23 protein-coding genes are annotated in these 19,687 nt (G+C 29.0%); 21 read left to right on the plus strand and 2 right to left on the minus strand.

The features are described 5' to 3' along the window. Positions 1-10 precede the first annotated feature (10 nt). Positions 11-814, plus strand: coding sequence for an SDR family oxidoreductase (locus BTO18_RS00250; protein ID WP_105014289.1), 804 nt, complete (start codon positions 11-13; stop codon positions 812-814). Here BTO18_RS00250 and BTO18_RS00255 read toward each other — a convergent pair whose 3' ends face one another. Further along, positions 815-1,828: a hypothetical protein gene (locus BTO18_RS00255; protein ID WP_105014290.1), complete on the minus strand. Its 1,014-nt coding sequence runs from the start codon at positions 1,826-1,828 to the stop codon at positions 815-817. Positions 1,829-1,932: 104 nt separating this feature from the next. Here BTO18_RS00255 and BTO18_RS00260 point away from each other — a divergent pair, with 104 nt between their 5' ends. The 4 genes from BTO18_RS00260 to BTO18_RS00275 all read left to right on the plus strand — a co-directional run bounded on the left by BTO18_RS00260 (position 1,933) and on the right by BTO18_RS00275 (position 5,979). Next, positions 1,933-2,841 carry an alpha/beta hydrolase family protein gene (locus BTO18_RS00260; RefSeq protein ID WP_105014291.1) on the plus strand — a complete coding sequence of 303 codons (909 nt, stop codon included), beginning with the start codon at positions 1,933-1,935 and terminating at the stop codon, positions 2,839-2,841. A gap of 88 nt (positions 2,842-2,929) precedes the next feature. After that, positions 2,930-3,583, plus strand: a complete 654-nt coding sequence (fsa, locus tag BTO18_RS00265; protein ID WP_105014292.1) for a fructose-6-phosphate aldolase — start codon at positions 2,930-2,932, stop codon at positions 3,581-3,583. Between the two features lie 237 nt (positions 3,584-3,820). Beyond that, positions 3,821-5,515: a 2-succinyl-5-enolpyruvyl-6-hydroxy-3-cyclohexene-1-carboxylic-acid synthase gene (gene menD, locus BTO18_RS00270; protein ID WP_105017456.1), complete on the plus strand. Its 1,695-nt coding sequence runs from the start codon at positions 3,821-3,823 to the stop codon at positions 5,513-5,515. After that, entirely contained in the window at positions 5,515-5,979 is a 465-nt protein-coding gene (locus BTO18_RS00275) for a S1 RNA-binding domain-containing protein (protein ID WP_105014293.1), read from the plus strand. The genes menD and BTO18_RS00275 overlap by 1 nt, the downstream gene beginning before the upstream one ends. A gap of 75 nt (positions 5,980-6,054) precedes the next feature. On the opposite strand, the gene BTO18_RS00280 is transcribed toward BTO18_RS00275, so the two are convergent. Beyond that, positions 6,055-7,212, minus strand: a complete 1,158-nt coding sequence (locus tag BTO18_RS00280) for an alpha/beta hydrolase-fold protein (RefSeq protein WP_105014294.1) — start codon at positions 7,210-7,212, stop codon at positions 6,055-6,057. A 68-nt stretch (positions 7,213-7,280) separates the two neighbouring features. On the opposite strand from BTO18_RS00280, the gene BTO18_RS00285 reads away from it, so the two are divergent. From BTO18_RS00285 to BTO18_RS00360, 16 genes are all read left to right on the plus strand, one after another. Continuing rightward, complete coding sequence (locus BTO18_RS00285; RefSeq protein WP_105014295.1) at positions 7,281-8,120, plus strand: 1,4-dihydroxy-2-naphthoyl-CoA synthase; 840 nt, start codon at positions 7,281-7,283, stop codon at positions 8,118-8,120. 116 nt (positions 8,121-8,236) lie between these two features. Continuing rightward, positions 8,237-9,106, plus strand: coding sequence for a formyltetrahydrofolate deformylase (gene purU / locus BTO18_RS00290; protein ID WP_105014296.1), 870 nt, complete (start codon positions 8,237-8,239; stop codon positions 9,104-9,106). A 117-nt stretch (positions 9,107-9,223) separates the two neighbouring features. After that, entirely contained in the window at positions 9,224-9,832 is a 609-nt protein-coding gene (locus BTO18_RS00295) for a fumarylacetoacetate hydrolase family protein (RefSeq protein WP_105014297.1), read from the plus strand. 24 nt (positions 9,833-9,856) lie between these two features. Next, positions 9,857-10,186, plus strand: coding sequence for a hypothetical protein (locus BTO18_RS00300; RefSeq protein ID WP_105014298.1), 330 nt, complete (start codon positions 9,857-9,859; stop codon positions 10,184-10,186). A gap of 14 nt (positions 10,187-10,200) precedes the next feature. After that, positions 10,201-10,518 (plus strand): hypothetical protein, encoded by a 318-nt coding sequence (locus tag BTO18_RS00305; protein WP_105014299.1) that lies wholly within the window; start codon positions 10,201-10,203, stop codon positions 10,516-10,518. 8 nt (positions 10,519-10,526) lie between these two features. Next, entirely contained in the window at positions 10,527-10,844 is a 318-nt protein-coding gene (locus BTO18_RS00310; RefSeq protein WP_105014300.1) for a hypothetical protein, read from the plus strand. Positions 10,845-10,891: 47 nt separating this feature from the next. Then, positions 10,892-12,139 (plus strand): competence/damage-inducible protein A, encoded by a 1,248-nt coding sequence (locus BTO18_RS00315; protein WP_105014301.1) that lies wholly within the window; start codon positions 10,892-10,894, stop codon positions 12,137-12,139. 77 nt (positions 12,140-12,216) lie between these two features. Further along, positions 12,217-12,456, plus strand: a complete 240-nt coding sequence (rpmB, locus tag BTO18_RS00320) for a 50S ribosomal protein L28 (RefSeq protein ID WP_105014302.1) — start codon at positions 12,217-12,219, stop codon at positions 12,454-12,456. A gap of 27 nt (positions 12,457-12,483) precedes the next feature. Beyond that, positions 12,484-12,666: a 50S ribosomal protein L33 gene (gene rpmG, locus BTO18_RS00325; protein ID WP_068364892.1), complete on the plus strand. Its 183-nt coding sequence runs from the start codon at positions 12,484-12,486 to the stop codon at positions 12,664-12,666. Between the two features lie 54 nt (positions 12,667-12,720). Further along, positions 12,721-12,873, plus strand: coding sequence for a DUF4295 domain-containing protein (locus BTO18_RS00330; RefSeq protein ID WP_105014303.1), 153 nt, complete (start codon positions 12,721-12,723; stop codon positions 12,871-12,873). Positions 12,874-13,089: 216 nt separating this feature from the next. Then, entirely contained in the window at positions 13,090-14,061 is a 972-nt protein-coding gene (gene ftsY / locus BTO18_RS00335) for a signal recognition particle-docking protein FtsY (RefSeq protein WP_105014304.1), read from the plus strand. Between the two features lie 190 nt (positions 14,062-14,251). Then, positions 14,252-15,301 carry a helix-turn-helix domain-containing protein gene (locus BTO18_RS00340; protein ID WP_105014305.1) on the plus strand — a complete coding sequence of 350 codons (1,050 nt, stop codon included), beginning with the start codon at positions 14,252-14,254 and terminating at the stop codon, positions 15,299-15,301. 103 nt (positions 15,302-15,404) lie between these two features. Further along, positions 15,405-15,839: a nuclear transport factor 2 family protein gene (locus tag BTO18_RS00345; RefSeq protein ID WP_105014306.1), complete on the plus strand. Its 435-nt coding sequence runs from the start codon at positions 15,405-15,407 to the stop codon at positions 15,837-15,839. Positions 15,840-15,843: 4 nt separating this feature from the next. After that, positions 15,844-16,377 (plus strand): NUDIX hydrolase, encoded by a 534-nt coding sequence (locus BTO18_RS00350; protein WP_146106863.1) that lies wholly within the window; start codon positions 15,844-15,846, stop codon positions 16,375-16,377. 10 nt (positions 16,378-16,387) lie between these two features. Continuing rightward, entirely contained in the window at positions 16,388-18,550 is a 2,163-nt protein-coding gene (locus BTO18_RS00355) for a DUF5916 domain-containing protein (RefSeq protein ID WP_105014308.1), read from the plus strand. A 71-nt stretch (positions 18,551-18,621) separates the two neighbouring features. Further along, positions 18,622-19,662 (plus strand): serine hydrolase domain-containing protein, encoded by a 1,041-nt coding sequence (locus BTO18_RS00360; RefSeq protein ID WP_105014309.1) that lies wholly within the window; start codon positions 18,622-18,624, stop codon positions 19,660-19,662. Positions 19,663-19,687 lie beyond the last annotated feature (25 nt).

Here is a 19,687-nt window from a genome sequence, read left to right on the forward strand (position 1 = left end):
ACAAAAAAATATGTCTAAAGTTGTTTTAATAACTGGTGCTTCTTCAGGAATAGGAAAATCTATTGCTACTTTTTTATCAGAAAGAGGATATAAAGTCTATGGTACCAGTAGAAAACCTAAAAATATAGAAGATGTTAATTTTGAATTAATTCCTTTAAACGTATTAAAAGTTGATACTATTCAATCTGCTATATCTTATATTTTAAACAAAGAACATACAATTGATGTGTTGATAAATAATGCTGGAATGGGAATTACTGGTCCTGTAGAAGAAACATCAACAGACGAAATGCGATCTGTTTTTAACACTAATCTTTTTGGAGCAATTGATGTTATGAAAGCTGTTCTACCTCAAATGCGAAGCCAGAAATCTGGTTTAATTATTAATGTGACCTCAATTGCTGGGTATATGGGTTTGCCTTTTCGAGGAATATATTCTGCATCAAAAGGGGCTTTAGAAATTGTAACTGAAGCTGTAAGTATGGAGGTTAAAAACCTAGGAATTAATGTAGTTAACGTTGCTCCTGGTGATTTTGCTACTAATATTGCAGCTGGTAGATATCATGCTCCAGTATTAGAAAATTCAGCTTATAAAGAAAAATATCAAGAGAATTTAGATTTAATGGATGCTCATGTTGATTCTGGTATGAATCCTATAGAAATGGCAAAAGCAGTTTATAAAATTATAAATACCAAAAAGCCAAAAATTCATTATAAAGTTGGTGAATTTATGCAGAAATTTTCGATTGTTTTAAAACGTATTTTACCAGATCAAGTTTATGAAAAGTTATTGATGAATCACTACAAATTGTAATTATCTAATTTGAACATGAGTTTCTGGATTACTGTTTAAGTAAGCAAATAATACTGAAGCTACACAGTTAGAAGTGTCAAGTTCAAATTTTATCCAGCCATAATGTTCTTTTCCGTCAATTTCTTTACTAATAACAAAGTAATCTGGAGTATTGTTTTGTAGTATACCTCTATACGTAAGATTATTACTTAAAAAATAATTGTAATTTTCGTAAGGTGTATCATACTCATAGAAGATATCTAATTCACTTTTTACTCCTCCAAAATATTGTTTTGTGTTTTCTGATGAAAAAGGTGGTTGAAAAACAATAGTATAAGGTTCCGTATTTTTTATAGGTGAAAGAATTTTATTTTTTGTAGAAGTGGAGATTAGTTTTAACGTGTAGGTATTAAATTTAGGAGTATTACCTATATTTCTACTTTCTTCAAAGCCTAATATAAAATCAGTAATATTATCTTCGTCAACATCAATTTCAATTGGGAGTTTAACACCCAAACAATCATCAAAAACTAAATTTTGAGAAGTTACTTCCTCTGCATCAAAATTATCAATCCATATTTTTTTACTGTACAATCTTTTGTTGTGAGGGTCTCTAAATACTATGAGCCCAGAAAAATAAGTGTTTACTTCCCAATCTTTTACATAAAATTCTAAAATATCCATTTCAGTAACAGCTGAAACATCTACTAATTTACCATCATAAAATTTATAAGCACGTTCTTTTTTTAGACAGTTATTCACTTTTGATAAGATAAAGGTATAGTTTTCAGTCTCATCATCAACCCCAATAATTGTTGTAAATTGAATTTTAATTTCATTATCAGAAAAACTACCTTTCCAAATAGAAGGATTAGAATTATGAATTACAATACTATCAAGTTCAGTAATATTTATATCTGTTGTAGTACAATTAATAGTATCGTTTGTATCTTCGATATCTTCTTTTTCAGGTGAAGAACTACAAGAGGTTGATACAACAATTAAAAAAAAAACAGATATAATTCTAAAAATCATGTGAAATTTTTTACAAAAATAACATTTTTTAAAAAAAGCATTCTAAATACCTTGTTAAACCTTTTGTGTAATTTTAAGTCTATAAAGTATATATACGTTAAAAAATGAAAGTTATTTATTATGTGTTTTGTATTATTTTCTTTTGTAATTGTTCATCGAGTGACGAAATTTTTAAAGAATCAACTACAAATATTGAGTTTCTAGAAAATGAAACTATTCTATACAAACAGAATGCAGTTAATGGTAATTTGACTAGTCTTGATATTTATACAGTACCTAACTCAAAAGTGGTAAAACCAATTGTGATTTGGGTTCATGGAGGTGCTTGGGTTACAGGAGATAAAGCCAATGATATGCAAAGAAAAGCACCCTTTTTTAATAATTTGGGTTATGTTTTTATTTCTATAAATTACAGATTATCTCCTTTTCCTTATGAAGTTAATAATAATGCTAGGATAAAACACCCTGCTCATATTATAGATATTGCAGATGCATTACAATGGATTTATAATAATATCGAAAAATACGGAGGAGATACTTCTAACATTGTTTTGTTAGGACATTCTGCAGGTGCACATTTAGTGGCTTTAGCTGGTGTAAATCAACAATTATTTCTGGACAGAGATATTAATTTTAAGAATATTAAAGGAGTAATTAGTCTAGATACTCAAGCTTATAATGTGCCTTATGCAATTAATAATTTAACTCAACAAGAGTTATATGTAAATGCTTTTTCTGATGATAAAACGTTACAAAAAAACGCTTCTCCCTATCATCAATTAGATAATTTTGGAAATACAGTGCCAAATTGGTTATTTGCTTCAAGAGGAACAACAGTTAGAAAAGAAATTCTAAATGCATTTGTAGAAAAATTACAATCTAAAAACGGGATTTCAGAAATTGTTGCTATGGATGGTTATTCTCATGAAGATATCAATGATTTGATTGCAGATACATCAAATACAATTCTTTCTCGTAAAATTAGTGTCTTTTTGGAAAAGGTTTTCAATTAAAAGCCTGTTTAAAACTTGTAACTATTATATTTAAAAATCAACATCTTTGTAACTATCTTTGTAGAAATTAATTATAATTTTCCAATAGATGAAATTTTTTATAGATACTGCAAATTTAGAGCAAATAAAAGAAGCACAGGCATTAGGTATTTTAGATGGTGTTACCACTAATCCTTCTTTGATGGCAAAGGAAGGTATTACTGGAGAAAATAATATAATCAATCACTACAAAGCAATTTGTGAATTAGTAGATGGTGACGTTTCTGCTGAAGTAATTTCTACAGATTTTGATGGAATGGTTAAAGAAGGAGAAGCTTTAGCTGCTTTAAATCCGCAGATTGTGGTAAAATTACCAATGATAAAAGATGGCGTAAAAGCGTGTAAATATTTTTCATCAAAAGGCATTAAAACAAATGTAACTTTAGTGTTTTCTGCTGGGCAAGCATTGTTAGCAGCAAAAGCAGGAGCCACTTATGTATCACCTTTTATTGGACGATTAGATGATATTTCTACAGATGGTTTAAATTTAATCGCAGAAATTCGTCAAATTTACGATAACTATGGTTTTGCTACAGAAATTTTAGCAGCTTCTGTACGTCATATAATGCATATTATTGATTGTGCAAAATTAGGTTCTGATGTAATGACAGGTCCTTTAAGTGCTATTGAAGGTTTGTTAAAACACCCATTAACAGATATTGGTTTGGCTAAATTTTTAGCAGATTATAAAAAAGGAAATTAGAAAGCCCATCTAAACCTTTTTAAAGGAGAGGAACTGTTATGTGAAAAGTTGGTTGTAATTTTAATCACTATTTTTTTGAAGCTATTTCCTGCTTTCACTACTCGCTTTTTTTATTCCGAAAAAGAATAAAAAAGAGCTCAAACAAATCGTTCAATCAGGGCTAAACTTGTTTGCCAACTTATCTTTATAATTAAAAGACCTTTTTTGAGTAAAAAAACTAACATAAAAATTTCCAGCATAAGTTCCTCTCCTTTAGAGAAATCAGGAGAGGCTTTATTCCCAAAAAAAGAGTTAGCACAGCTCGTAATTTCAGCTTGTCATCAATTTTATATTGATACTGTTGTAATCTCTCCAGGTTCAAGAAATGCACCATTAACTATTGGGTTTTCTAATCATTCTGAAATAGAAACATTAAGTGTAGTTGATGAAAGGTGTGCTGCTTTTTTTGCTCTAGGAATTGCGCAACAAAAACAAAAGCCAGTAGCAATTTTATGCACTTCTGGCTCTGCATTGTTAAATTATTATCCAGCAATTGCAGAAGCTTTTTATAGCGATATTCCTTTGGTAGTTATATCTGCTGACAGACCCAAACATTTAATAGATATTGGAGATGGACAAACCATCAGACAAGAAAATGTTTTTGAAAATCATATCTTGTTTTCTGCAAATTTGGTAGAAAACCCAAAGTTTTTAGCGAGAAACAAACAATTAATTGGCGAAGCTTTGCAATTGGCAACATCACAAAAAGGTCCAGTCCACATTAATGTTCCTTTTGATGAACCTCTTTATGAAACTGTAGAGCAAATGAAAACTTTTCATTTTCCACATATTTCCATGAGTTCTTTAGACAATTCTCATATTAACTATGAAGAATTGGCTTCAATTTGGAATGCAGCTGATAAAAAAATGCTATTGATAGGTGTAAATTATCCTGATGAAGATTTACACAATTTAATGGATTTGTATTCAGAAGACGATTCAGTTTTATTGTTGACAGAAACCACGTCTAACCTGCATCATGATAAAGCTATAAATGCCATAGATCAATTGATTTTTTCTATGGAAGATTCAGATTTTAAAGAGTTACAACCAGATATACTCATCACTTTTGGTGGAATGATAGTTTCCAAAAGAATCAAACGTTTTTTAAGAGATTATCAACCCAAACATCACTGGAATATTGATGAGAAAAAAGCCACAAATACGTTCTTTTGCTTGTCAGAATTTATACAAACAAAACCAGTAGATTTTTTCTCTAATTTTAATAAAATCATCTCAAAAAAGGAAAGTAATTATCAACCAAAATGGTTAAAAATTAGAGACAAAAGAAGAGAAAAACATGCAGCATATTTATCAAAAATAGAACATTCAGATTTAAAAGTATTTGAGCAGGTTTTACAACAAATTCCAAATAATTCACAATTACAGGTAAGCAATAGTGCCATTATTAGATACGTGCAAATGTTTACTATTGATAATAGTTTAGAAGTATTTTGTAACAGAGGTACAAGTGGAATTGATGGCAGTACATCAACAGCAATTGGAGCCGCTTTTGCAAGCAAAAAGCAAACTGTTTTTATTACTGGTGATTTAAGTTTTTTCTACGACTCTAATGCTCTTTGGAACAAAAATATTCCTAATAATTTTAGAATAATTTTGGTTAACAATTCTGGAGGAGGAATCTTTAAAATTATTCCTGGACCATCAACCACAAATGCAGCTAAATATTTTGAAACACCACATTGTTTAACTGCGGAATATTTGTGTAAAATGCACGGCTTTGACTATCTGCAAGCACAATCAACAGAAACTGTGGAAGAAAAATTAAACGGGTTTTTTGAAACATCAGAAAAACCAAAAATATTAGAAATTTTTACACCAAGTTTAGAAAACGATACAGTTTTAAAAGACTATTTTAAATACATAAAATAATGGATTTACACGAAGAAGAAAACAGTTCAAATGAGTTTGATTATAACTTTAAAGAAGGCGATAAAGTAAATTTAGTAATTGAAACAGAAACAGGTTTAGGCTACACAGTTTTAATAAATGAAGAGTTTGATGGTTTGCTTTTTAGAAGTGAAGTTTTTCAAGATTTAGAAGAAAATATGGAAGTTACTGGCTACATCAAAAACATTAGAGAAGATGGTAAAATTGATGTTTCTTTGCGTCCACAAGGTTTTAGAAATGTAATTGATGCTGACGTAGAAAAAGTGTTAGAAAAACTAAAAAATAGCAGAGAAGGTTTTTTATTGTTAACAGATAAAAGTTCTCCAGATTCGATTCGATTTCATATGAAAATGAGTAAAAAAGCATTTAAAAAAGCAGTTGGTAATTTATACAGAAGAAAATTGATTGTTATTAAGGAAGATAGAATTGAACTTTTAAAAGAGTAAGCAGTTACAGTTTGCAATCTGGTTATTAGCGTAAAGTATAATTGCTAATTGAAAACTAAAACACTGCAAACTTAATTATTGTCCACCCAATCTTAAAATATTTTCATAATAAGCATCAGCATTAGGGTCAGAAGGATCCATTTTACCATAACCAACTTTGTAATATTTTAAGGCTCTTTTAAACATTTTGCCTTCTTCATAATACCTTCCAATATAATATTCTCCTAAAGGAGATGAAGGAAATCTTTTTAAAATCATTTTGCCAAAATCACGCAATCTGTCTCCATTTTCTTTTTCGATGATAATACTTTCTATAGCATAAATATCTCTTTCTCTAATTCCTAAATTTGTACCAAACAGAAACTCGATTTCAAGATATTTATCTTCTAAATATGCAATAGCGTCAATAGGAGAGAGGTCTTTTATTTTTTCATCATATTCTTCTTTTGTAATTGCAGAATAGATTTCAAATAGTTTTGTCATAGCTCTAGGTACAGCTTCTCCAATAGCAGAAATTGAACTTACTGTAGTAATATTATCATTTATTACATTAAAATTTTTGATATCAAAACTAGCAATAGCCTTCTGAACTTGATCGATTTTGACTTGTTTAGCTTGAGAAAAAGAGCTTGAATTATTTGTGTAGAAATAAAAGGTGTTATCTTCTTTGCTAAATTTCGGTAAATTATAAAAACTGATTTCGTTCACTATAAAATCAGAAAAACTAGGATTTATGCATACAAAAGAATTAATAAAAGGTGTGTTTTCTTTTAAAAAATGACTTACTATATTTGCAGAATAACCCTGCCCCACAAAAGATACAAAAGGTGAGGTTCGATAGTTACTTTCCATATAAAATAAGACCTCGTCTCTTAAAAACTCATAAAAATAATTAGCAGAAGTAGTTAATTTACCAGTATTTTTATCAAAAGAAATGTCTTTACCTTTAGTTTCTTCCATTTTAACACCAACAATAATTTGTTTAGGAGCTTTGTCTTTTTTAGCAAATAAAATGGAATTGCCAACATAAGTATCAAACAAATATTCTTCATCTAATACAATTGCTAAAGGATAATTTTTTATACTATCCTTTTCATAGCCTGCAGGTATATAAATTCTAATATCTCTTGTGGTTTCTAAAATATCTGACTCAATTCCTTTGAGGATGTATTTTTGAGAAAATCCAAAGAAAGAAAAAAGTAGAAATATAAATGGAAGTGTCTTCTTAATCATAATTTAGATTGTTTATTTTTGTAACTATCGATTTTGTTCTGATTTTAGAACGTGTAAAATACAAAAATATGATACAACCAGAGTGGAAAACAGCCAAAGAATACGAAGATATTACTTATAAGAAATGCAATGGTGTTGCAAGAATAGCATTTAACAGACCAAATGTTAGAAATGCATTTAGACCTAAAACAACATCAGAACTATATGATGCTTTCTATGATGCAGGAGAAGATGTAAATATTGGTGTGGTTTTATTGTCTGCAGAAGGACCAAGTACTAAAGATGGTGTATATTCTTTTTGTTCTGGTGGAGACCAAAAAGCTAGAGGACATCAAGGCTATGTAGGAGAAGATGGTTATCACAGATTAAATATTTTAGAAGTACAAAGATTAATCAGATTCATGCCAAAAGCAGTTATTGCAGTAGTTTCTGGTTGGGCAGTTGGTGGTGGACATAGTTTACACGTGGTTTGTGATTTAACTTTAGCTAGCAAAGAACACGCAATTTTTAAACAAACAGATGCAGATGTAACTTCTTTTGATGGTGGATATGGTTCTGCATATTTAGCGAAAATGGTAGGTCAGAAAAAAGCAAGAGAAATTTTCTTTTTAGGAAGAAATTACTCTGCACAAGAAGCTTATGAAATGGGAATGGTAAATGCGGTAATTCCTCATGAGGATTTAGAAAGTACAGCTTATGAGTGGGCCCAAGAAATTTTAGCAAAATCACCAACATCTATAAAAATGCTAAAATTTGCGATGAATTTAACGGATGATGGAATGGTTGGGCAACAAGTTTTTGCAGGTGAAGCAACACGTTTAGCCTATATGACAGAAGAAGCAAAAGAAGGAAGAGATGCTTTTCTGGAAAAAAGAAAGCCAAATTTTCCTAAAAAATGGATACCATAAATCAGTTGGCAGTTAAAAAGTATTCAGTTAGCAGTCAGAGTTTTCATTCTGTCAGTTTGAGTGCATTCGAAACCTAATTTTTAAATATTAAATCTTTCAATTTTTCAATAGAGAATATGAAATCACAAATCGTAACTTTTTTAATAAAATGTCCAGATCAAAAAGGTTTGGTAGCAAAAATTACGAATTTCTTTTACCAAAAAGGATTCAATATTTTAAGTTGTCAGCAATATGTAAATTCTATTGAAGACACTTATTTTATGAGAATTCGTCTAAATGCTGATGGAACTAATATTTCCAAGTCAGAATTAGAAACTAGTTTTTTAGAGTTAGCAGAACCTTTGCAGTTTGATTGGTCTGTAAATTACGGCGATAAAAAACAAAATGTGGCGTTAATGGTTTCGCATACGAGTCATAATTTATATGATTTGTTAGAACGTTTCAAAGAAGGGCATTTAGATTGTAATGTAAAAATGATTATTAATAATCACGATAAATTAAGGCATATTGCAGAAATGTTCGATGTTCCTTTTTATCATTTACCAGTTACTAAAGAATCAAAGAAGCAACAAGAAGCACAAGTCATTGATTTGTTAGATTCTAATGAAATTGATTTAGTTGTAATGGCAAGGTATATGCAAATTTTATCTTCAAAATTCATCAATCATTACAAAGAAAGAATTATCAATATTCATCATTCTTTTTTACCGGCTTTTCAAGGAGCAAATCCTTATAAGAGGGCTTACGAAAGAGGAGTAAAGCTAATTGGAGCAACAGCTCATTATGCAACTGAAGATTTAGATGAAGGACCAATTATCGAGCAAGATGTTAAGCCAGTTTCACACGAAAGTACACCAACAACTTTAAAAAGAATTGGTGCAGATATCGAAAAATTAGTTTTGGCAAGAGCTGTAAAATGCCATTTGAATAATCAAATTATTGTTTCAGGAAATAGAGCAATTATTTTTCCAGAAGCTGGGGAGTAAAAGCCCTTTTAATTTCCCCAAAGGAGAAAAATATAGAACGCAAAAGAAACGTAAAGACTCGAATTTCACCTAGATTGGAGTTCCTTCCCTTTGGGAAGGTTAGGATGGGCTGTTTTTATGAAAATAATCTGTATTGGGCGCAATTACGCAAAACATATTGAAGAATTGGCTAACGAAAAACCAGAAAATCCTGTTGTATTTTTAAAGCCAGATTCTGCAATTTTACCGAGAAAGAACCCGTTTTTTATTCCACCTTTTTCTGATGATGTACATTATGAAGTAGAGGTTTTAGTAAAAATTAATAAAGTTGGCAAACACATTGATGCCAAGTTTGCTCACAAATATTATGATGAAATCGGTTTAGGAATTGATTTTACAGCAAGAGATGTTCAAGCAACATGCAAAGCAAAAGGTTTACCTTGGGAAAAGGCAAAAGCATTTGATGGTAGTGCAGTAATTGGAGAGTTTTATCCAAAAGAAAATTTTGATTTAGAAAATTTATCATTTCAGTTATATAAAAATGATGAGCTTGTGCAAGGTGGCAATACAAACGGAATGCTTTGGAAAGTTGACGAATTAATTGCTTATGTTTCACAATATTTCACTTTAAAAAAAGGCGATATTATTTTTACAGGTACACCTGCAGGTGTTGGAAAAGTTTTTGAAAATGATGTGTTAAAAGGTGTTATTGAGGGTAGAGAAGCTTTTAGTATTAAAGTGAAGTAATAAATAATTAAAAAAAGAAAAAGAATGTTAGGATTAATATTACTGTATTGGATTGGAAAGTATTTCTACAAATTGGCTGAAGAATACAATAAAAGTAGATGGGGTTATGCTATTTTAGGAATCGTTGTTTATTACATTGGATTATTAGTTCTTGGTGGAATCGTTGTTGGTATTGTAGAAATTATTTTTGAAGGTTTTATTGATAGTGTTAATGATGTATTATTATCATTTATAGCCTTACCTTTTGGAATTTTAAGTTGCTATCTATTATATAAATATTTAGAAAAAACTTGGAAAAATAATGATCCAAGAAAAAATAATATGATAGATGAAATTAGGAAAATAGAAGAATAATATTTTCCTGAAAAATGCAAATAATTGGTTATATAATTTTATTCTATGTAGGTTTTTACTTCTATAGATTAGCAGAAAATTACAAAAAGAATAAATGGTTGTTAGCTTTAGTAGGTTTGTTAACTTTCTTTTTAGGATATTTTGTTTACCTTATATATTATAGATTTTTTGTTTTTGAAGAATTAGATGATTTTACATATCCTGAAATTGGTTTTAAATCATTTTTAGTGGGTATTATTACTACATTTATACTGTTTCAGATTTTGAATATAGTTTGGGGCAGAAAACTTAAGAAAAGTGAAAGTGAAGTTGATAAGATTGGAAAACTATAAAATAAAAAATGATTAATTTTGCAATTCAATTAGTTATATCAATATTTATTGGTGGCTGTTTTGTGTTTTTAGCAAAAAAATATCGAAAAAACTTAATTACATACTTCTGTATTGGTTTTTTTATTTGTTTGGCAATACGAATACTCTATTTATTGATTTACGGATTAATTACTGATTTCTCAATCAATCAAAATTTTGATAATCACAGAAACCTGTCTGTATTATTTAGTATTATGATTTCTTATGTTTTTTTTAGAATTCTAAAAGCGAAACTGCATAAAGAAAATCCAAATCATTTCGATATTAATGATATTGGAAAAGAGTAAACTTATAAGACGTATAACACATATTATTTTGCGAATAAAATTAAATTATGAAGGCAGAAATCATAACAATTGGAGATGAAATCTTAATAGGACAGATTGTAGATACCAATTCACAGTGGATTGGTACAGAATTGAATAAAATTGGTGTTTCTGTATATCAGATTTCATCCATTCAAGACGATAAACAACATATTTTAAATGCACTTAAAGAAGCAGAAAGTAGAGCAGATATTGTAATCGTTACTGGTGGTTTAGGGCCAACAAAAGATGATATCACTAAATATACCATTGCAGAATATTTTAATGATTCATTAACTTTAAATGAAGAAGTAGTAAATCATGTAAAAACATTATTCGCAAAATATAATATTCCTTTTGGAGAGTTAAATCGTTTACAGGGTATGATTCCTACCAAAGCAACTGTTTTAAAAAATAAATATGGCACAGCACCAGGAATGTGGTTTTATGAAAATGAAACCGTTTTTGTATCATTACCAGGAGTTCCAAATGAAATGAAAGGTTTAATGGAATTTGAGGTTTTACCAAGAATTCAAAAGCAATTCAAATTACCATTTATCATTCATAAAACCATTATGACTTATGGAATGGGCGAAAGTTCTTTAGCAGAAAGAATTGAAGATTTTGAGAATAACTTACCAGAATTTATCAAATTAGCGTATTTGCCTAATTATGGTAAAGTTCGTTTGCGTTTATCCGCTAAAGGTGATGATAAAAAACGATTAGAAGATAGATTGCAAGAAAAGATCGAAGATTTATATCAACTAATTCCAGATATTATTACAGGATTAGATGATGGTGGAAAAATTGAACAAACTATTGGTAATTTATTAAAGAATAATAATAAGTCTATTTGTACAGCAGAAAGTTTAACAGGTGGTAAAATAGCATCAACTTTAGTTTCTGTACCAGGTTCTTCTTCCTATTATAAAGGTAGTTTTGTTACTTATGCAAAAGAAACTAAAATTAATATATTAAATATTTCTAAAGAGATTATTGATAAGCATTCTGTTGTTAGTAGAGAAGTAGCAATAGAAATGGCAAAAGGTGCAAAACAAAAATTACAAACTAATTATGCAATTGCAGTTACAGGCAATGCAGGACCAACAACAGATAAAACTGACAAAAGTGTAGGTGTAGTTTTTATAGCAATAGTTACAGATAATGAGGTAGTTGTAGAAGAATTTAACTTCGGAAAACCAAGAGGTAGGGTCATAGATAAAACTGTAAACAAAGCATTAGAAATGATGCAAAAATTAATAATAAAAAATAAATAAATTTGTTTTGTTCACAATTAGAATTATTTGTAGATTTGCACCTCGCTTAAAGATAACACAATAAATACTGTAAGAAGATGTCTAGAGTTTGTGAATTAACAGGTAAAAAAGCAATGGTGGGAAACAATGTTTCTCATGCAATGAATAAAACTAAAAGAAAGTTTGACGCTAATTTAATGACTAAGCGTTTTTACATTCCAGAAGAAGATAAGTGGATTACTTTAAAAGTATCTGCATCTGCTTTAAAAAATATTAACAAGAAAGGAATTTCTGCAGTTATAAAAGAGGCAAGAGCTAAAGGTTTTTTAACTAAATAAATAGCTAAAGCTTAAAATTTTACAGAGATGGCAAAAAAAGGAAACAGAGTTCAAGTAATTTTAGAATGTACAGAGCACAAGGCTACTGGTAAGCCAGGTACATCTAGGTACATCACTACAAAGAACAAAAAGAACACTCCAGATAGAATGGAAATTAAGAAATTCAATCCTATCTTAAAGAAAATGACTGTTCACAAAGAAATTAAGTAATAAAACTATCTAGAACTCAATTATTTTGAGCACATAGATTTAAAGATTTAAACAATGGCAAAAAAATCAGTAGCATCGTTACAAACAGGATCAAAAAGATTAAGTAAAGCTATCAAAATGGTAAAATCACCAAAAACTGGAGCTTACATGTTTGTAGAATCAATCATGGATCCATCTAAAGTAAATGACTTTTTAGCAAAAAAGTAATTACTTGTTATACAATATATAAAAGCTACCTTCTTTTTGAAAGTAGCTTTTTTTATGCCTTATATTTCCGTATTTTTGGACATGTTCAAAAGTTAAATTAATAATACTAAAGATTTTAAAAGTAATGTAAAGCTTAACTTTTTAACGACAATCTGACCAAACCAAATAAATGGCATGCTTTTTAAGGTATTTTCATTTAAATAAGTAAAAAGAAAAATGAGTTTTTTTAAAAATATATTTTCAAAAGAAAAAAAGGAGACATTAGATAAAGGTTTAGAGAAATCTAAAGAAAGCTTTTTTGGCAAATTATCTAAAGCTGTTGCAGGTAAATCTAAAGTAGATGATGATGTTTTAGATAATTTAGAGGAGGTTTTAGTAGCCTCTGATGTTGGTGTTACTACAACACTTAAAGTTATTGATAGAATTGAAGCAAGGGTAGCTAAAGATAAATATGTAGGCACAGACGAATTAAATAAAATTCTACGAGAAGAAATTGCAGGCTTATTATCTGAAACGAATATTGGTAATGAAACAGATTTTGTAATTCCTGATATTCCCAAAAAAGAAGGTGTAAAAGTGCCTTATGTCTTAATGGTAGTTGGTGTAAATGGAGTAGGTAAAACTACTACAATTGGGAAATTAGCAAGTCAATTTAAAAAGAAAGGCTTAAAAGTAGTTTTAGGAGCTGCAGATACCTTTAGAGCTGCTGCCATAGATCAATTACAGGTTTGGGCAGACAGAACAGATGTACCAATTGTAAGACAAGAAATGGGTTCTGACCCTGCATCTGTGGCTTTTGATTCTTTAAAATCTGCAGTAGCACAAAATGCAGATGTTGTTATTATAGATACTGCTGGTCGTTTGCACAATAAGGTAAATTTGATGAATGAATTAACCAAAATAAAACGTGTAATGCAAAAAGTGGTAGACAATTCGCCTCATGATGTTTTGTTGGTTTTAGATGGTTCTACAGGTCAAAATGCATTTGAGCAAGCAAAACAATTTACAAAAGCCACAGAAGTAACCTCTTTAGCAGTAACCAAATTAGATGGTACAGCAAAAGGTGGAGTTGTTATTGGTATTTCAGATCAGTTTAAAATTCCTGTGAAATATATTGGAGTAGGAGAAGGTATAGATGATTTGCAAGTGTTTAATAAAGTGGAGTTTGTCGATAGCTTTTTTAAGTAATTTGTTTAAATCTCAAATATCTTATTTTCTATTATAGAATCAAATACTTTATAAGTTTGATTATCTATTTATATTATAAATATTTAAGACATGTCAGTTATGATAATTTTGTGTTTTATAACTCGAATAGAATATACAAATTGTAAAAATCAATTATAATGTTCAGGTTTTTTTGTTTCTTTGACTAATAATGACTTTTGAGAATCCAATTTTATTTTTTATTTGTTCCATAGGTGTTTTTAACGGTTTTTTGGCGAGTTTATATTTTCTGTTTTTTAGTAAAGAAAAAAGAACCCAAAATTTAATGTTTGGAGCATTATTGCTATTTTTAAGTTTACGCATTGGTAAATCAGTCTATATTATTTTTACAGAAAAAGCCAATAGAGATTTGGTGGTTTCGCAAGTAGGGTTGTCTGCTTGTTTTTTAATTGGGTTTGCTTTGTATTACTATATAAAAGCTTCTATAGAAAACAAAAAAGTGATACCAAAACAATGGAAAGCCCATTTTTTAGTACTGTTTTTTATTGTGCTTTTTGTAGGTATTTTAAAACCTTATAGACAAAATGTTACTTTTTGGCATCAATATTTTATCCATTTTATTTATGTGGTTTGGGGTGTTTATATTTTGTTTTCTGGTATTTTATTAAAAGATATTTTTAAAAAATTGGTTGCTAAAAACACAAAGCTAACTACATCAGAATTGTGGTTAATCTGGGTTTTTGTTGGTAATGTTTTAATTTTTTCAGCTTATATTATTGGGTATTTTTATTTGTATTTGGTAGGCACTATTACATTTTCGGTGGTATTTTATGGATTGCTAATTTTTCTATTGTTTAAAAGTAATAGAGATAATGTGTTTAAAGATATTCCAGAAAAATATGCGTCAAAAAAGATAGCTCCACAAGAAGCGAATCAATTAATTGAAGCTTTAAAAAATGTAATGTTGGTAAATCAGTTTCATAAAAACACCAACATAAAGTTACAAGATATTGCAGGCGAATTGTCGGTTTCTAAACATCAATTATCACAATTATTAAATGATAATTTAGGAAAAAGCTTCGCTTTATTTATCAACGAACACAGAATTGAAGAAGCCAAGCAATTATTAAAGCAAAACAATAATTATACTTTAGAAGCTATTGGTTTTGAAGCTGGTTTTAGTTCTAAATCAACTTTTTACGCCACATTTAAAAAGATAGTTGGGGTAACACCATCTGTATTTAAAAAAGAACATGCTTAAGTCTTTTTATCCAAATTTATAATTCTGGACATTTCAATTATAAACGCTCACCACTTTTTTTCATCCATTTTAGAGATTTACAACAATCTTTAAAACCAAAAAAATGAAAAAAGTAATTGTAGTGTGTATTGCCATTTTTGGCTTTCAAATCTCGCAAGCACAAACCCAAACTGAAGCTATTGCTAAAACCTTACAGAAGTATATGGAGGGCAGTTCTTATAACAAACTAGAATTGTTAGAGAGTGCTTTCATCCAAAATGCCACTTTGTATTTAACGGGTAGAGATGGAGATTTTAAACGATACACACCAAAAGAATATACAGCTTTTTTTAAGAACAAAAAGAAAGGAGAATTTAATGGGCGAGTTGCTAAAATACTGGCAACAGAAGTTATTAAAGACATTGCTACTGCAAAAGTAGAAATTGCTGGCCCAAATAGAAGTTGGGTGTATATTGATTTATTTCTCCTAAAAAAAACCGAAAAAGGTTGGTTAATTATTAGTAAAACTGCAACTAGAATAGATGAATCTAAAAATTAAATCTATGAAATTTAAAATAATACTACTGTTATTTTCTTTTGTGAGTTTATCATTAAAAGCTCAAGAAAAGAAAGTGACCACGTTTCATAGAATGTTGATTCTAAATGAAAAAAATGAATTGTTGGTTGTAAAAATCAAAAATCAAAACATTTGGGTAACTCCAGGTTTGTATCAAAATACCAAACAAAGCATTCAGGAAGGTATGGATAGCATTGCTAAAACGTATGGAATAAAAGTTTCTAATATTGAATTACGAGGAATTTACGGGGTAAAAGCACCCTCCAAAAACTACTTTTCTACAAGAAATCTATTTGTGATGAAAACAAAATCTAAACACTCTAAACTACCCGAAATTATAGATAAAGCTGAATGGGTTTCTATTAAAGAGTCAGAAAAATTTATAAATATACCTTATGTAAATTGGTTTATACAAGATGTATTTCATAACCCAAAAACAATACGATTTGGTACGGTTGAAAAACAACTTATTGAAGGGAAATTAACTTCCAAAATTGTAGAGCAATTTTACAATTTCTAGAAATAATAAGATGCGTTTTTTTAATATAATTTTCATTTTCTCCTTTTTAGGAGTGATTACTTACGCCCAAAAACCAGAGATAAAATACATCAACACTGCTATTACAGTTGATGGAAAAATTGATGAAGCTGTTTGGAATCAAGTAGAAAAAAACACCAATTTTTACAATTATTTGCCCACAGATATTGGTTTGGCAAAAAACCAAACTTCGGTTAAAATGTTTCATAACCAAGAATATTTGTTTGTAAGTGCTGTTTATTATGACACCACAGAAAAAACGCAAATCAGTACTTTAAAAAGAGATACTTCTATTTTTTTAAGCGATGCTTTTGTGATGATTTTAGATACCCAAAATCAAGAACAAAATGGTTATTTTTTTGCAGTAAATTCTTTAGGAAATCAAACTGATGGTTTAGTGGGTAGAGATAGTGAAGGTTATAATTTAAGTTTTAGTTGGAATGCAGTTTGGCAATCTGCCACCTTTTTAAATGGCAAGCAAAAGCAATATGAAATTGCGATTCCGTTAAAGTTTTTAAATTATAATACAGAGAATAATACGTTTGGAATTCAGTTTTATGTAAGAGATATCAAAAATAATTCTTGGACCATTTTAAAAAATGTCAAAAGAAATTATGCGAATTTAGATTTGCGATTTACAGAGAAATTTCAAGTAGAAAATTTACCAAACAAATCGCCCTCTCGTTTTGCATTTATTCCATCAATTACTACAAATTACCAAAAAGATGTTGGTAATTCAACAGAAAAAACATCATTTATCCCAAGTTTAGATATGCAGTATAATCTAACATCCTCTTTAAAATTAGATGCTACTATTAATCCAGATTTTTCTCAAATTGATGTAGACCAGCAAGTCACCAATTTAACACGTTTTTCTATTTTTTTTCCTGAACGTAGAAACTTCTTTTTAGAAAATAGCGACTTGTTTGCAAACCTAGGGATTTATGGTGCAAATCCTTTTTATTCAAGAAGAATAGGAGGTGATAATAATATTCAATTTGGGTTAAAATTATCTGGAAATATTGCTCAAAAAACAAGAATTGGAGTGTTAAATGTGCAAACTAGTGAAAAATCAAACGTTGCTTCTCAAAATTATGGAGTTGTTGTTGCAGAACAACAATTGAATAAAAATTTTACGAGTACAGGTTACATCATCAACAGACAAGAAACTAATAATTTCTCTTTTGCAGAAGATTATAATCGAGTTACAGGTCTAAATCTTAATTATAGATCAGATGACAATAAATGGATAGGTTTACTCAATTATAGCAAGAGTTTTAGTGATGGAGTTTTTGGGAACAATCACTTTTATAATGCAGGAATTTGGTACAACAAAAGAGGTTTGAATTGGAATACTTCCATTATTAAATTAGGAGAAAATTACATTACAGATGTAGGTTTTACACCAAGATTGTATAATTATGATGCTATAAATGATGTTGTTGTTAGAGAAGGATACTTACAAACTTCATCTGGAATTGAGTACGAAAAATTCTATGAAAAGTCCAAAACATTAAATTCTGTTCGTTATTTAAACTATGGTGTAAATAATTATTTTGATGAAAGTGGACGCTTAATACAATCGCAAAATTTCTTGAATTCTGCTGTTTTTTTTAAAGATTTATCTGCTGTGTATTATGTTGTAAATTATGATTATGTGGATTTAAAATATGGTTTTGATGCTTTAGGAAATGGAAATGCCATAACTCCTGGAATCTATAATTTTGGAATTTTAAAATTGGGTTATAATTCTGCTAATAATCAAAAATTTCGATATCGTTTTAATATTCAAAAAGGAACGTATTATGGAGGAGAAAGAACAACAGCAGGTGCTTATTTAAACTATCAACTATTGCCTTTTGCAAATTTAGAGTTGACTTACGACATCAATAAAATCAATTTAAATGAATTAGGTGAAGAAACATTTCATTTAACACGATTTACAGGAGAGGTGTTTTTTAACAATCGCTTAAACTGGACAACTTATATTCAGTACAATACTCAAATCTATAATTTTAATGTAAACAGTAGATTGCAATGGGAATATAAACCCTTGTCTTACATTTATTTGGTGGTTTCAGACAACTTTAATCAGCAATTAACAAGGCAAAATTGGGGAGTTGCTTTTAAAATGAATTATCGTTTTGATTTTTAAAAACGTAGCAATTTTATTTTTAAATCGTCTCAAAAAAAAATCAATTCATCAAATTATAAATTACTTAAAATATGAAAACAAAACTTATCACATTATCTGTTTTATTTTTTGCAGTTGCTTTTTCCAATTGCCAAAATAACGCTATTATAGACTCCTATCTAAAAGAAAAGTATAACAAAGACAAACTCAATGGAAATGTACTAGTAATTAAAAATGGACAAACGATTTATGAAAATTCTTTTGGTTTTGCTGATGGTTCTAAAACTATCCGATTAACAAAAGATTTTCGTTTTGATTTAGGTTCTATTTATAAAGAATTTCCAGCAGTTTCAATTCTGCAATTACAAGAAAAAGGGCTTTTAAATGTAAATGATAAAATTGATGTTTATTTGAAAGATTTACCAAATTGGGCACATAAAGTATCAATTAAAAATATGTTACAATACACAAGTGGTTTGCCAAGAGTTGAGTGGGGCAAATATTTTAAAAATGGAGATATAATTACTGATGAGAAAATTAAAAGTGATGTATTAAATCTTAAAGAATTAAATTTTGAACCAGGTTCAGATTATTTGTATACAAATCATAGCCCAATGTTATTGGCTCAAATAGTTGAAAAGATTACAAAACAACCTTTTGTAGCATATGTAAAACAAAATTTATTTATTCCTTTTGGATTAAAAAGTGCTGTTATTCATTCTGAAATTCCTTATTCAAATCGTACTTTAATGGCCATTCCATTTGATAAAAATTACAAAGAAGATGCTTATAAATTAAAAATATCGGGTGTTCTTTTTAGTCTTTCTGCAAGAGATTTATACAACTGGTTAGAGCAACTTCATACTTATAAAATTATTAGTAAAACTTCTTTAAAGTTACTTTCTGAAAAAGCAAATTTTTCTGGTAATATCCAATCTCCTTTAGGTAATGTAGAGTTTGAGGATAACAAGATAATTGAACATTCTCATCATGGTACATCAGGAAATTACGAATGTATCGTTAGAAGATTTTTTAATGGAGAAAATGCGTTTACAATTATTATTCAAACAAATCAAAAACATAAAAATGTTCACGAGATTTCAAATGAAATTAAGACAATTTTAAAAGAATAAGTTTTCATATTTTATACATGAGTTC

This window comes from Polaribacter porphyrae (genome assembly GCF_002954685.1).
GTDB classification, from domain to species: domain Bacteria; phylum Bacteroidota; class Bacteroidia; order Flavobacteriales; family Flavobacteriaceae; genus Polaribacter; species Polaribacter porphyrae.

What these genes read in the sequence shown, in the direction of transcription:
- BTO18_RS00250 (WP_105014289.1), top strand. Translation starts at nt 11, where the DNA reads ATGTCTAAAGTTGTTTTAATAACTGGTGCTTCTTCAGGAATAGGAAAA.
- BTO18_RS00255 (WP_105014290.1), bottom strand. Translation starts at nt 1,828, where the DNA reads ATGATTTTTAGAATTATATCTGTTTTTTTTTTAATTGTTGTATCAACC.
- BTO18_RS00260 (WP_105014291.1), top strand. Translation starts at nt 1,933, where the DNA reads ATGAAAGTTATTTATTATGTGTTTTGTATTATTTTCTTTTGTAATTGT.
- fsa (WP_105014292.1), top strand. Translation starts at nt 2,930, where the DNA reads ATGAAATTTTTTATAGATACTGCAAATTTAGAGCAAATAAAAGAAGCA.
- BTO18_RS00275 (WP_105014293.1), top strand. Translation starts at nt 5,515, where the DNA reads ATGGATTTACACGAAGAAGAAAACAGTTCAAATGAGTTTGATTATAAC.
- BTO18_RS00280 (WP_105014294.1), bottom strand. Translation starts at nt 7,212, where the DNA reads ATGATTAAGAAGACACTTCCATTTATATTTCTACTTTTTTCTTTCTTT.
- BTO18_RS00285 (WP_105014295.1), top strand. Translation starts at nt 7,281, where the DNA reads ATGATACAACCAGAGTGGAAAACAGCCAAAGAATACGAAGATATTACT.
- purU (WP_105014296.1), top strand. Translation starts at nt 8,237, where the DNA reads ATGAAATCACAAATCGTAACTTTTTTAATAAAATGTCCAGATCAAAAA.
- BTO18_RS00295 (WP_105014297.1), top strand. Translation starts at nt 9,224, where the DNA reads ATGAAAATAATCTGTATTGGGCGCAATTACGCAAAACATATTGAAGAA.
- BTO18_RS00300 (WP_105014298.1), top strand. Translation starts at nt 9,857, where the DNA reads ATGTTAGGATTAATATTACTGTATTGGATTGGAAAGTATTTCTACAAA.
- BTO18_RS00305 (WP_105014299.1), top strand. Translation starts at nt 10,201, where the DNA reads ATGCAAATAATTGGTTATATAATTTTATTCTATGTAGGTTTTTACTTC.
- BTO18_RS00310 (WP_105014300.1), top strand. Translation starts at nt 10,527, where the DNA reads ATGATTAATTTTGCAATTCAATTAGTTATATCAATATTTATTGGTGGC.
- BTO18_RS00315 (WP_105014301.1), top strand. Translation starts at nt 10,892, where the DNA reads ATGAAGGCAGAAATCATAACAATTGGAGATGAAATCTTAATAGGACAG.
- rpmB (WP_105014302.1), top strand. Translation starts at nt 12,217, where the DNA reads ATGTCTAGAGTTTGTGAATTAACAGGTAAAAAAGCAATGGTGGGAAAC.
- rpmG (WP_068364892.1), top strand. Translation starts at nt 12,484, where the DNA reads ATGGCAAAAAAAGGAAACAGAGTTCAAGTAATTTTAGAATGTACAGAG.
- BTO18_RS00330 (WP_105014303.1), top strand. Translation starts at nt 12,721, where the DNA reads ATGGCAAAAAAATCAGTAGCATCGTTACAAACAGGATCAAAAAGATTA.
- ftsY (WP_105014304.1), top strand. Translation starts at nt 13,090, where the DNA reads ATGAGTTTTTTTAAAAATATATTTTCAAAAGAAAAAAAGGAGACATTA.
- BTO18_RS00340 (WP_105014305.1), top strand. Translation starts at nt 14,252, where the DNA reads ATGACTTTTGAGAATCCAATTTTATTTTTTATTTGTTCCATAGGTGTT.
- BTO18_RS00345 (WP_105014306.1), top strand. Translation starts at nt 15,405, where the DNA reads ATGAAAAAAGTAATTGTAGTGTGTATTGCCATTTTTGGCTTTCAAATC.
- BTO18_RS00350 (WP_146106863.1), top strand. Translation starts at nt 15,844, where the DNA reads ATGAAATTTAAAATAATACTACTGTTATTTTCTTTTGTGAGTTTATCA.
- BTO18_RS00355 (WP_105014308.1), top strand. Translation starts at nt 16,388, where the DNA reads ATGCGTTTTTTTAATATAATTTTCATTTTCTCCTTTTTAGGAGTGATT.
- BTO18_RS00360 (WP_105014309.1), top strand. Translation starts at nt 18,622, where the DNA reads ATGAAAACAAAACTTATCACATTATCTGTTTTATTTTTTGCAGTTGCT.